The sequence below is a fragment of the Rhodococcus sp. (in: high G+C Gram-positive bacteria) genome, assembly GCF_049286785.1.
Taxonomy (GTDB): domain Bacteria; phylum Actinomycetota; class Actinomycetes; order Mycobacteriales; family Mycobacteriaceae; genus Rhodococcus_F.
Genome location: NZ_JBAQEO010000308.1, coordinates 1 through 11,944 on the forward strand (window position 1 = coordinate 1; position 11,944 = coordinate 11,944).

The following is an 11,944-nucleotide window of genomic DNA, read 5'->3' on the forward strand; positions in this document are numbered from 1 at the left end:
CGCAATCTCCAAACACCGAGCCAAGGGCGACATCGACCGCACCAACTACCACGCCGAGATCAGCATCAGCATCCTCATACCAGCACACTTGACAACAGACCCGCCGCCCTAACTGCGCGGCATTGGGGTTATCCCTACAACAAAGGTTACGGCGGCAAGAACAAGCTCGAACTGGGCTTGGGCCGGGTGCCCAGAGTTGCGGTGCACCAGGGTTTCGTCTTCGGCAGCTTTGCAGAAGAGGGGCCGACCCTGCTCGAGCACCTCGGTGACGCCGCAGGTGAGCTGGACCGACTGGCCAGGCTCTCTCCGGAGGGTGAGGTCGAGCTGACCGCGGGCTGGCTGAAGCACAAGACCAGGGCCAACTGGAAACTGCTGGCCGAGAACGAGACCGATGGTTACCATCCGCAATTCGTGCACGGCTCCATCTTCTCGGTCACCGGCAGCCCCATCGGCGCGCTCTACAGTGACAACTCCACGGCAGTCACTCGCGCGTTCGACAACGGACACAGCGAGAACGATCTTCGTCCGGAATTCCGCAAGTTCGCCGAACCGATGCGTTGGTTCGGTACCACGGAGGATCGGGTGCCCGAATACGTGGCAGCGATGCGCGCCGAGCACGGCGCCGGTGCAGAAGAGATTCTGATCGAGGGCGCCCCGCACGTGATGATCTTTCCCAACCTGTTCGTCGCAGAAATCCAGGTGTTCAATATCCAGCCGCTCTCGGCCCACGAGTGCGTGCAGTATTCCACCGCGGTCCAGCTCAAGGGTGCTCCGGAGCTCAACTCGCGGATGGTGTCCCAGTCGATCGGTTCGGTGGGTCCGGCCGGCATGTTGCTCGCCGACGACACCGAGATGTACGAGCGCAATCAGGCGGGCGTGGAGATCCGGGAGCCGCACTGGGTGGATATCCGCCGTGGCGTGGAGCGGGAGCAGACCGACGAGCGCGGTTACAAGATCGGCACCGCAACCGACGAGACCGGCATGCGGGCGTTCTGGCGCAACTACAAAAAGATCATGGAGGCGCCCGCCGACGTCCCCGGGGAGGAAGCAAAATGACCGTCTCGTTCGAAAATCAGCAGCAGGTGGCCGACCTGACCGATATCCGTCAGGTGGAGGCATTCCTCTATCAGGAGGCCCGATACGCCGACGAGCACGACTTCGATGCCTGGGAAGCGCTGTGGACCGACGACGCCCTGTACTGGGTTCCCATCGACGGCACCGACAAGGACCCGAAGACCCACATGTCGGTGATCTATGACAACCGCAACCGGATCACCACCCGGCTCGCACAGTTGCGCACGGGCAAGCGCTACGCGCAGTCGCCGCCGTCCAACATGCGGCGCGTGATCTCCAACATCGAACTGCTCGGCACCGAACAGGCTCCTTCAGGCGCGGAGAACACCGTCGTCGGCGCCAACTTCGTGTTGTTCTCGGCCAAGGAGCGTGGCACCGATACCTTCGCCGGTCGTATCACCTACCGACTGCGGGTGGTGGACGGCGCGATCCGGCTGGTGGGTAAGACCGTGGTCCTGGTGGACAACGAGTACGCACTGCCCAACATGGGCTTCTTGATCTAGGAGAGACGGTCATGTCCGGTAGAGGGATCGTGCACAGTGAGTTCGCCCAGGTCGCAGTCGAGATCGACGAGAACGCCAAGAACCCTCGGCTGCGCCTCGAGGATCTGCGCACCGGGCAGGTGCGCTTCCTCGACGCTCTCATTCTCGAGGCACTGGTGTGGCTCAGCGACGAGGCCATGGAAATTCTGCTCGACCCCTCTGCCGACCGCTGGCGCGAGGACCGGGACCTCGGTGAGCAGGGTTCCGGCACGGCAACACCCAGCCGCGATTCCTGAAAGGTTCTGTATTTCATGACAACTCCACGCGTGGGTATCACCTCGTATGGCGCGTACCTGCCCTGCCATCGGGTGTCCTTGTCCGAGATTGCCGGCGCCGTCGGCTCCGGCGCTGGACGGGGAGAGCGGGTGGCCGCCTCCTTCGACGAGGACAGCACCACGATGGCCGTGGAGGCCGCACGTGCAGCGCTCGCCGGCGCTGCACTCAACCGCACTGTGGCTGCGGATCCGCGTTCGTTGTTTCTGACGACCACGTCCCCGCCCTATGTCGAGAAGACCAATGCCGTTGCGGTGCATGCGGCATTGGGTCTGGGGCGCGAGACTTTCGCCGCAGACATCGCCGGTTCGGCCCGGAGTGCGGTGGCAGCCCTGCTCACCGCCGGAGAGTCGGGAGGGTTGGCCGTGCTGTCCGACGTGATCACGGGCCGTCCCGGTTCGGCCGACGAGCGGGGCGGCGGCGATGGGGCCGCGGCTTTCACCTTCGGTCCCGCCGAATCGGCGCTGGCGACGTTGCTGGCCCGCGTCAGTGTCAGCGAGGAGTTCCTCGACCGGTGGCGTGTTCCCGGCGCGGTGACCGGAAGTCAGTGGGAGGAACGGTTCGGCCTGGAACGGTACCTGCCGTTGATCACCGAGGTGGCCGAAAAAGCATTGGTGCAGGCCGATATCGGCCAGGCTGATCACGTGGTGGTGGTCTCGCCCAACAGCGGGGTCGCCAAACGAGCCGCGAAACTGCTGCCCGGGACAATCGGTACCACCGGGTCCCCGATCGGGTACGCCGGTGCCGCCGGCCTGGGGCTCGCCCTCGCCGATGTGCTGGACCGCGCCGAGCCCGGACAGTCGATCCTGTTGGTGTCGGCGGCCGACGGAGCCGACGCGCTGGTGCTTCGTGCCACCGACCTGCTCCCCGCCGGACGTCAGAGTGTCAGCGTGGCAGCTCAACTGCTGGCCGGTCGTGCTCTGCCGTACTTCACCTACCTCAACTGGCGTGGACTCCTGGACCGCGAACCGCCGCGCCGTCCCGAGCCCGACTGGGCCGCCGCTCCACCCTCCGCTCGGGCACGCGCGTGGAAGTTCAACTTCGCCGGAACACGCTGTGCAGCATGTGGCTTCCTGCATCTGCCGCCTGTGCGGGTCTGCAAGGGCTGCGGGGTGGTGGACAAGATGACCGCCGAGTCGCTGGCCGCCCGCCAGGGTAGCGTGGCCACCTTCACGGTGGACCGGCTGGCCTTCTCGCCCTCACCGCCGGTTGTGGACGCGGTGGTGGATTTCGACGGCGGTGGCCGCTACAGCCTCGAGGTTGCCGACGCCGACCCGGAGGCAATCGGGGTGGGCACCCGGGTGGGACTCACCTTCCGCCGGTTGGGCACCACCGGCGGGGTACACAACTACTTCTGGAAGGCCAAGGCGCTGTGAGCAGCAACGGAATTGCCGACAAGGTGGCCATCGTCGCGATGGGCTGCACGACCTTCGGCGAGCACTGGAACCGAAGTGCGGACGACCTGCTCGTCGCCGCCATCGCGGACTGCTTCGACGACAACGACCGCGTCTCGTCGGCCGATGTCGACGCCTTCTGGCTCGGTACGCTCGGCAGCGGACAGAGCGGACTCACCCTCAGCAAGCCTCTGGCCCTGGACTACAAGCCCGTCACCCGTGTCGAGAACTACTGTGCCAGCGGGTCGGAGTCGTTCCGCAATGCCTGCTACGCGGTGGCGTCCGGCGCGTATGACAAGGTGATGGCCGTCGGCGTGGAGAAGCTGAAGGATTCCGGGTTCTCCGGTTTGTTGCGGGGCGACCCGCCCGGGGACGGCACGGCCGCCGAGTTGTCGATGACGGCACCCGCCGCGTTCTCCCTGCTGGACCCCGCATACTGTGCGCGTTACGGCGTCGATCCCGAGCAGATGCGCTCGGCGATGACGCACATCGCGTGGAAGAACCATGTGAACGGTGCTCTGAATCCCAAGGCGCAGTTCAGGTCCGAGGTGTCCCGTGAGCGGATCGAGAGCGCCCCGCTGGTGGCCGGCAGGCTCGGAGTATTCGACTGCTCCGGTGTATCCGACGGTGCCGCGTGCGCGCTGATCGTCCGCGCCGAGGACGCGCACCTCTACACCGACACCCCCATGTATGTGAAGGCTCTCGCGCTCGCCGCAGGTCCGGGGCTGGGCGCGACCGACCCGGACTACGACTACACCACCTTCCCCGAGGTCGTCCGCAGTGCACAGGACGCATACGCGCAGGCGGGGATCACCGACCCGCGGACGCAGATCTCGATGGCCGAGGTGCACGACTGCTTCACCCCGACCGAGTTGGTCCTGATGGAGGACCTCGGATTCGCGGATCGCGGGCAGGGCTGGAAGGACGTGCTGGCCGGTGCGTTCGACCGCACCGGACGCCTGCCGGTGAACCCCGACGGCGGGCTGAAGTCCTTCGGGCATCCGGTGGGGGCCAGCGGCCTCCGGATGCTCTACGAATGCTGGTTGCAGTTCCGCGGGCTGGCGGGCGAACGGCAGCTCGACGATCCGCGGACGGCCTTGACGCACAATCTCGGCGGCCGTCCCGGCAGCTGCGTGTCGTTCGTCTCGGTGGTCGGGCGCGAACGAGGCTGAGGTGCCTCGCGGCATCCGGCCTTGACGTCCGTACATATTTTTATCTACATTAAATTTGATTCATGAGGAGGCCGTATGGGGTTACAGGAGCAGCGGAAGACAGTGGAGGCGCTGTACTCGGCGCTCGCCGTCGGCGATCGTTCCGGTGTGCTGTCACTGCTGGATGCGAATTTCCTCGGTCACGGTGCTGCAGGAATGCCGCTGGAGCTGGGCGGCACATACCGCGGCCCCGAGGCGATGTTCGACGAGTTCTGGTCTGGCATCGGCCGTAATTTCCGCGCACAGGCCTACGCGGAGGCGGTTACGGAGCTGGGCGAGGGTGCGGTGCTGGTCACCGGCATCTACCGTGGCGCGGCCCGCTCGACGGGACGGGAGTTCGAGGCGGCCTTCACCCATCGGATCCGTTTCGCGGGCGAGTTGATCGTCGAACTGCACCAGGTCACCGACACCGCAGCCTGGTCGAACGCACTGACGCCGACTTCGAGGCCCGTCGAGTACTCGGTGGTGGACGGCTTGGCCACCGTGACGCTCAACCGCCACGAGGCCAAGAACGGGATGAACCAGGACGTCGCCGACGAACTCTACGACGTCGCGCAGCGCATCGCCCACAACGACGCCGTGCGCGCGGTCTTGTTCACCGGGAACGGGAAGATCTTCTCCGTGGGTGGGGACATCACCGTGTTCGCTTCGACGCCCGCCGAGGAGGTTCCCGAGGTACTGCAGCGCATGGCGGGGCGCTATCACGACGCCCTGCGCCAGTTCTCCTGTCTGCGGGTGCCTGTGGTCGCTGCGGTGCACGGCGCCGTGGCCGGCGGCGCACTCGGCCTGATCTACGTCTCGGACATCGTGCTCGCGGCGGAGGGAACCAAATTCGCCACCGGATTCGGCCAGATCGGACTCACGGGGGACGGCGGAAACTCCTGGTTCCTGCCTCGGCTCGTCGGCGCCCGGCGCGCGGCGGAGCTCTACTACGAGGACCGGGTGCTGGACGCGCACGAGGCGGAGGAGTGGGGGCTGATCACCCGCGTGGTGCCCGCAGCCGAACTCGCCGAGCAGGGCGCCGCCGTGGCCCGGAAGCTGGCCGCCGGACCCACCGTGGCCTACGGCATCATGCGGCAGCTGTTCCAGCAGTCGTCCACAACCGTGCTGTCGCAGCAACTGGCCGACGAGGCTGCCGCGGTGGGCCGTGTCGGTTCGTCCCGGGACGCGCAGCGCGCCTTCGCGAGTTTCGTAGCCAGACAACAACCCACCTTCGAAGGGAAGTGACCACCGTGACCGGACTGGTCGTAGATACCGATGAGCACCGTCTGATTCGCGAGAGTGTCGCGAAGATCGCGGACAAGTTCGGGCCCGAGTACTACCTGGAGCGTTCGCGTTCCGGCGGCAATGTCGACGAGCTGTGGGCGGAGCTGGGCGAGGCCGGACTGCTCGGTGTCCACCTGCCCGAGGAGTACGGCGGTGGCGGCGCGGGACTGTCCGAACTCATCATCGTGCTCGAGGAACTGGCCGCACACGGCATGCCGTTGTTGATCGGGGTCATCTCGCCTGCCATCTGCGGCTGCATCATCGCCGAGCACGGGTCCCCGGAAATGAAGGCCGAGTGGCTGCCCGGACTGGCATCGGGCGAGAGGCGGATGGCGTTCGCGCTCACCGAACCAGACGCCGGATCCAACAGCCACAACGTGACCACCACCGCCCGTCGACACGGCGAGGGCTGGAAGATCAGCGGTGGCAAGTACTTCATCTCCGCGGTCGAGGGGGCCGAGGCGCTCCTCGTCGTGACGCGGGATGCCAGCGTGGAGCCGGCCCCCGGCGCGAAGCGCAGCCCGCTGTCTCTCTTCGTGGTGCCCAAGGACTCGCCGGGTCTGGTATTCCAGCCGCTCGAGACCGCGCTGGTCAATCCGGACCGCCAGTTCACCGTCTTCTTCGACGATGTCGAGGTAGGCCCGGAGGCGCTGATCGGCGCGCAGGGCAAGGGTCTGCGGCAGGTGTTCGCCGGCCTGAACCCCGAGCGCGTCCTGGCCTCCTCTCTGAGCAACGGAATCGGGCGGTACGCCATCGCGAAGGCGACCGCCTACGCCAAGGACCGTACGGTCTGGAACGCCCCGATCGGATCGCATCAGGGCGTCTCGCACCCCCTCACCGAAGCGCATATCGCGGTGCAGACGGCGCGTCTCGCCACCCAGCGCAGTGCCGAACTCCACGACGCGGGGCTCGATGCCGCGGAGGCTGCGAACATGGCGAAGTTCGTCGCGGCCGACGCTTCGCTGAAGGCCCTCGATCAGGCAATTCAGGTACACGGCGGCAACGGCCTGTCCAAGGAGTACGGCCTGGCGGAACTGTGGTTCATCACCCGCATGCTGCGCACCGCCCCGGTCAGCCGGGAGATGGTGCTCAACTACGTCGCTCAGACCACCCTCGGTCTGCCGGCGTCCTACTGATCGATTCGGATTGGCCCAAGGAGCATGGAATTTCACCAAGGAGCAGTGATATGAGTAGTCCGGAGAACAACTTCGACGCCCTCGTTGTGGGTGCAGGCGCAGGCGGCCTGTTCGCTGCGGCCCGGCTGCAGCATCTGGGTTACCGCACACTGGTGGTGGAGCGTCTGGATCAGGTGGGTGGCCGCGCCTCCACTCACGATATCGACGGTTTCAAGGTCAACAACGGGGCCATCGTCATCGAGACGGGCGGTATCACCCAGGAGACGTTCGCCGAGCTCGACGCCGAGTTCGACGTGCGTTCCCCGAAACCGCCGATCCTCTACCGCCTGGGCGGCAAGGACGTGGACGTCACCGGCGGCGGCTGGGGCTTCCTGCTCGGCAAGCTCACGCGTCAGGGCGCAAAGCTGGTCAAGGGCATCGGTGCCGCCCGCAACGATTCCGGTTTGCCGGAGGACGAGTTGTCCACCGACGAGTGGGTGTGCAAGTACACCAAGAACGAGGGTGTGCGCGGCATCTTCCGCAACATGTGTGGGTCGGTGTTCGCGGTGAGTTCGGAAGAACTCCCGGCCCGGGTGTTCCTTACCTACTTCACCCGCAAGAGCGCCTTCAAGACCTTCGGTTTCGCGCCCGAGGGCACCATCGGAATCTGGCGTTCGCTGGCACGTGCCTTCGAGCGTGACGGTGGGCAGCTGTGGCTGAACTCGGAGGTCAAGAGCCTCACCATGGCGGACGGTCAGGTGACCGGGGCGGTGATCGTGCGCGACGGCCAGACCGTGGAGGTGGGCTGCCGGTTCGCCGTCAGCGATACCGGCCCCGCGGCCACGGTTCGCCTCGTGGGCAGCGAGCACCTGCCCGCCGAGTACCTCGAGACCGTCGAGCGCGGTGACCGGCCCTGCTCGATGATCGCGGTGAACTTCGCCAGCCGGGAACGGTTGGTCGAGGTTCCCGGAATGTTGAGCTTCGCCAACACCAAGCGTCTCTGCTACGTCGCCAACTTCACCGACGTATGCCCGGAGATGGCTCCGGAAGGGTGGAACCTCTACGTGGGTACCGCCGTCCCGAAGCCGGCCGTGGGGGACTTCGACGAGGAGGCCGAGACCAACATCCTCCTCGACGAGCTGCGTGACGAGATCAAGGGCTTCGACAAGGCCCGGATTCTCTCCATCGTCACCACCCGCGACGGTTGGCCGCCGCAGCGCGCCGTCGCCGGCTTCGATATGCCGAACACCACACCGATCGCCAACCTCTGGAACGTGGGCGATGGGGTCAAGGAATACGCCAATGGCGGTACCACCGCGTGCGCCGAGACAGCCAAGATCGTCGTAGACGCGATTCGTGACCGGTTTCCGGTAGAAGTCACGGCGTAAGCAGTAGAACTCTGAAGCGGTGGCCGGCGGATCTATCCGCGGCCGCCGCTTCTCAGCCGCGGGCGGCGGTCTTCTTCGATCGGGTCGTCGCGGTACCCGTGGGCTTCTTGGCAGTGGCCCTGGCGGCCGGCTTCTTCTTCGGGGGCTTCTTCTCGGCCGGGGCGTCCGAAATTGTCGCCGTGTCGGCAATGCTTCCGGCCAGCCCGGCAGGGCTGGCGATGCCGTGCAATACGATCGACTGTGCGGTGTCGACCAGGGCGGCGAGTGAGCCGCCGCGTTGAGGATTCCACCACTCCGAAGCCCAGTTCAGGGCCCCGATCACCAGCATTCGGGCGGCGCGTATGTCCAAACCTTCGCGCAGCTCCCCGGCCTCCTTCGCGGCCTGGTACAGAGCTTGCCACTCATTTCCGTACTTCGTGCGTTCGGTCTCATGACGTTCGCGTAGATGTTCCGGCATCTGTCCGCCGTTACGGATGGCTGCGGTGGTGTAGTCGGAGATCGAGAGTTCGTAGCGCAAATGTGCCTCGACCGCGGCAGCGATTTTGTCGATGGGACGCGTGTCGGGGTCCAGGGCCTCGAGTACTTCGGTGACGTGTGCCCGGATACTGGCGATGCCGACGAACATGACCTCTTCGATCAATTCTTCGCGGGATTTGAAGTAGTAGTAGATCGCGGGGGCCTGAAGCTCGGCGTGGGCCGCCACGTCTGCCAGCCGGGTGCCGGCGAAGCCTTTCAGGCTGAGCACGTACGCCGCGGAGTCGAGGATGCGCTGGCGTGTGAGAGCGCTCTTGGACCGCTCGTCCGGCGCGGATTCGGCTGGGTCGTTTTTAAGCACGGATCAACTATATCGGCATGCTCGGCCGCTTTTACTTTCACGCGGGGGCCGCGGGCACCCGCCGGGTGCCGAGGATTGGACCTACCGGAGCGTCATAGTTTAATTTATATTAAACTAAAGACGGCTCGGCGCGGGGAGGAACTCCTGCGCGATCACGACGAAGGGAACGTCATGAAGGTTGAAGTTGACAGGAAGAAGTGCACCGGGTTGGGCATCTGTGAGTCGCTGGCCCCGGCGTTCTTCGAGGTCGACGACTCCGGTGAGCTGCTCCTGTTGAAGGAGGACATCGGTTCCGACGAACTCGCCGACGTCGAGGAAGCGGTAGCCGCCTGCCCCACGGAGGCGCTGCGGATCATCCGTTAGAGAAGGACGGCCACGAACATCATCGAGTAGAGGACGAAGACATGAGCGAGCGGCACCTGGTAGTGGTCGGCGCATCTCTGGCAGGACTGCGCGCGGTGGAGGCGGCACGCAAGACGGGGTTCACCGGACCGATCACACTGATCGGCGGCGAGAAGCACCTTCCCTATGATCGCCCGCCGCTGTCGAAGGCATATCTCGAGGCAGGCATGGAGCCCGAGTCCACCCGGTTCCGGGACGATCGCACCTTCTCCGAAGAACTCGATGTGACTCTGCTTCTGGGGCGCCGCGCCACTGCACTCGAGACGGCACGAAAAGTTGTCGTCGTCGGTGACACCGACGTGCATTACGACGCGCTCGTCATCGCCACCGGCGCCGACGCGCGCATGTTGCCCGGCACCGAGGGACTCGCCGGAGTGCATGCTCTGCGCACCATCGATGACGCGGTCGCGGTCCGTGCCGCACTCGACGCCCATGCGCGCACCGTGGTGATCGGTGCCGGGTTCATCGGCTCCGAGGTGGCCGCCGGTGCGCGGAAGCGTGGCGTGGACGTCACCGTCGTGGAGGCTCTGGCTACACCGTTGGTGCGGGCCGTCGGCGAGCGGATGGGGGGCGCGATCGCGTCCCTGCACGAGCGCAACGGCACACCGCTTCTGTGTGGAGTCGGTGTGAGTGCCGTGGAGGGCGACGGCAAGGTGGAGCGTGTCGTTCTCTCGGATGGCACCGTCCTGCCCGCGGACCTTGTGGTCGTCGGGATCGGCTGTGTGCCGGCCACCGAGTGGCTCGAAGGCTCGGGACTGACTCTCGACAACGGGATCGTGTGCGACGAGACGCTCTACACCGGGGTGGACGGTGTGTATGCGGCCGGTGATGTGGCGCGCTGGCACAACTCACTCTTCGATCGCTCTCAGCGTCTGGAGCACTGGACCAGTGCCGCCGAACAGGGTGCCGTGGCCGCCAGGAACGCCCTCGACCCGCAGGCGGCCAAGCCCTACTCCACCGTTCCGTATTTTTGGTCCGACTGGTACGGGAACCGGATTCAGTTCGTCGGGGTTCCGCAGGCCGACGAAATCGTGGTGGTCGACGGTGAACTCGACAGCGACCGGTGGGTGGCCCTCTACCGCGAGGGGGACCGCCTCGTCGGCGCACTCGCTCTCAACGGGCAGACGGTGATCATGAAATATCGCGGCCTGCTGATGAAGGCTGCGACCTGGGACGATGCCCTCGCTTTCGCGGAGAAACGAAAGCTGTCAGCGGCAGCCCGGGCGTGATCCGTTCCACCCGAACGGAAGACAGGTCAGCGAATACCCTGAGGAGAACACTATGAGAAGAGCGGCACTGGTCGCGCCGGTTCGTACAGCGATAGGCCGTTTCGGCGGTGCGTTGAAGGACGTGCCGGCGATCGACCTGGCTACGATCGTGGTCAAGGAGACCGTGGCCCGCTCCGGGATCGATCCGGAATTGATCGAGGACGTGGCGATGGGCCAGTCCTATGCGAGCTCGGAGACGCCGTGCATCGGACGATGGGCGGCATTGAATGCAGGACTGCCGATCTCGGTGGCGGGCCTGCAAACCGACCGGCGCTGTGGCACTGGCTTGCAGGCGCTGGTAACCGCGGCGATGATGGTGCAGACGGGTGCGGCGAACGTCGTGCTCGCCAGCGGTGTCGAATCGATGAGCAACATCGAGCATTACACGACCGGCGCCCGCTGGGGTACCCGCGCCGGTGGGCTGCAGTTGTTCGACCGGCTCGATCGAGGCCGGGAACGCTCCCAGCCGGAATGGCGGTTCGGGAAGATCAGCGGAATGGTCGAGACCGCCGAGAACGTGGCGCAGAAGTGCGGCATCACCCGCGAGGAGTCCGACGCATACGCTGCCGAAAGTCATCGCCGTGCCCATGCGGCGTGGGAGGCCGGCCGCTTCGATGCCGAGGTCGTACCGGTCGAACTGACCGACCGCAAGGGTGAGACAACGGTGTTTGCCCGGGACGAGGGTATCCGGCCGGAGAGCACGACCGAGTCGCTGGCGAGGCTCCGGACGGTCACACCCGGTGGAGTGGTCACCGCCGGTAATGCAAGTCAGCAGAATGATGCCGCTGCTGCGGTCCTCGTCGTTGCCGAAGATCAGCTCGATGCGCTCGGCCTGGAACCGATCGGATTCCTCGACGGCTGGGCCGCGGCAGGTTGCGACCCGGCGTTGATGGGGCTGGGCCCGGTGGCGGCGGTGGAGAAGCTGTTCGCCCGCACCGGGCGCGGCTTCCCCGATTTCGATCTCGTCGAATTGAACGAGGCCTTCGCATGTCAGGTCCTCGGTGTGCTGAAAGAGTGGGATTGGGACGATCGAGACCGATTGAATGTCAACGGGTCCGGGATCTCCCTCGGCCATCCGATCGGCGCGACGGGAGTGCGGATGCTCACCACTGCCGCGCACGAGTTGAAGCGTCGTGGTGGTGGGCGGGCGTTGGTGACGATGTGTATCGGCGGTGG

General features: G+C 65.8%; 11 protein-coding genes and 1 pseudogene. 11 read left to right on the forward strand and 1 reads right to left on the reverse strand.

Features of this window, described 5'->3' with window-relative positions:
• Nucleotides 1–126: 126 nt before the first annotated feature.
• The 8 genes and pseudogenes from WAW17_RS11765 to WAW17_RS11800 all read left to right on the forward strand — a co-directional run.
• Nucleotides 127–1,056 (forward strand): annotated as a pseudogene (locus tag WAW17_RS11765) (RHO alpha subunit C-terminal catalytic domain-containing protein); the annotation flags it as partial.
• Nucleotides 1,053–1,577 carry an aromatic-ring-hydroxylating dioxygenase subunit beta gene (locus WAW17_RS11770; RefSeq protein WP_422333159.1) on the forward strand — a complete coding sequence of 175 codons (525 nt, stop codon included), beginning with the start codon at nt 1,053–1,055 and terminating at the stop codon, nt 1,575–1,577. The pseudogene WAW17_RS11765 and the gene WAW17_RS11770, both read left to right, overlap by 4 nt.
• Nucleotides 1,578–1,603: 26 nt before the next feature.
• Nucleotides 1,604–1,852, forward strand: coding sequence for a hypothetical protein (locus tag WAW17_RS11775; protein ID WP_422333168.1), 249 nt, complete (start codon nt 1,604–1,606; stop codon nt 1,850–1,852).
• Nucleotides 1,853–1,867: 15 nt separating this feature from the next.
• The gene (locus tag WAW17_RS11780) at nt 1,868–3,265 is read left to right on the forward strand and encodes an OB-fold domain-containing protein (protein ID WP_422333160.1); all 1,398 of its coding nucleotides are present in this window, start codon (nt 1,868–1,870) and stop codon (nt 3,263–3,265) included.
• Nucleotides 3,262–4,455, forward strand: a complete 1,194-nt coding sequence (locus tag WAW17_RS11785; protein ID WP_422333161.1) for an acetyl-CoA acetyltransferase — start codon at nt 3,262–3,264, stop codon at nt 4,453–4,455. Before WAW17_RS11780 ends, WAW17_RS11785 begins: the two co-directional genes overlap by 4 nt.
• A gap of 75 nt (nt 4,456–4,530) precedes the next feature.
• On the forward strand, nt 4,531–5,721 hold the full coding sequence (locus tag WAW17_RS11790) for an enoyl-CoA hydratase-related protein (RefSeq protein ID WP_422333162.1): 1,191 nt from the start codon (nt 4,531–4,533) through the stop codon (nt 5,719–5,721).
• A gap of 5 nt (nt 5,722–5,726) precedes the next feature.
• A complete protein-coding gene (locus WAW17_RS11795; protein WP_422333169.1) occupies nt 5,727–6,896 on the forward strand; it encodes an acyl-CoA dehydrogenase family protein in 1,170 nt (389 codons plus the stop codon).
• Between the two features lie 50 nt (nt 6,897–6,946).
• Complete coding sequence (locus tag WAW17_RS11800; RefSeq protein ID WP_422333163.1) at nt 6,947–8,263, forward strand: phytoene desaturase family protein; 1,317 nt, start codon at nt 6,947–6,949, stop codon at nt 8,261–8,263.
• Between the two features lie 52 nt (nt 8,264–8,315).
• On the opposite strand, the gene WAW17_RS11805 is transcribed toward WAW17_RS11800, so the two are convergent.
• On the reverse strand, nt 8,316–9,098 hold the full coding sequence (locus tag WAW17_RS11805) for a TetR/AcrR family transcriptional regulator (RefSeq protein WP_422333164.1): 783 nt from the start codon (nt 9,096–9,098) through the stop codon (nt 8,316–8,318).
• Between the two features lie 171 nt (nt 9,099–9,269).
• Between WAW17_RS11805 and WAW17_RS11810 the strand changes: the two genes are divergently transcribed.
• From WAW17_RS11810 to WAW17_RS11820, 3 genes are all read left to right on the forward strand, one after another.
• Nucleotides 9,270–9,461, forward strand: a complete 192-nt coding sequence (locus tag WAW17_RS11810; RefSeq protein WP_422333165.1) for a ferredoxin — start codon at nt 9,270–9,272, stop codon at nt 9,459–9,461.
• 41 nt (nt 9,462–9,502) lie between these two features.
• The gene (locus tag WAW17_RS11815; protein WP_422333166.1) at nt 9,503–10,729 is read left to right on the forward strand and encodes an NAD(P)/FAD-dependent oxidoreductase; all 1,227 of its coding nucleotides are present in this window, start codon (nt 9,503–9,505) and stop codon (nt 10,727–10,729) included.
• 52 nt (nt 10,730–10,781) lie between these two features.
• Nucleotides 10,782–11,944, forward strand: a 1,163-nt coding sequence (locus WAW17_RS11820) for an acetyl-CoA C-acetyltransferase (protein WP_422333167.1), incomplete at its 3' end; no start/stop codon positions are given.

Coding starts and splice junctions, on each gene's coding strand:
- WAW17_RS11800 (WP_422333163.1), top strand. CDS start 6,947: ATGAGTAGTCCGGAGAACAACTTCGACGCCCTCGTTGTGGGTGCAGGC.
- WAW17_RS11780 (WP_422333160.1), top strand. CDS start 1,868: ATGACAACTCCACGCGTGGGTATCACCTCGTATGGCGCGTACCTGCCC.
- WAW17_RS11790 (WP_422333162.1), top strand. CDS start 4,531: ATGGGGTTACAGGAGCAGCGGAAGACAGTGGAGGCGCTGTACTCGGCG.
- WAW17_RS11770 (WP_422333159.1), top strand. CDS start 1,053: ATGACCGTCTCGTTCGAAAATCAGCAGCAGGTGGCCGACCTGACCGAT.
- WAW17_RS11815 (WP_422333166.1), top strand. CDS start 9,503: ATGAGCGAGCGGCACCTGGTAGTGGTCGGCGCATCTCTGGCAGGACTG.
- WAW17_RS11810 (WP_422333165.1), top strand. CDS start 9,270: ATGAAGGTTGAAGTTGACAGGAAGAAGTGCACCGGGTTGGGCATCTGT.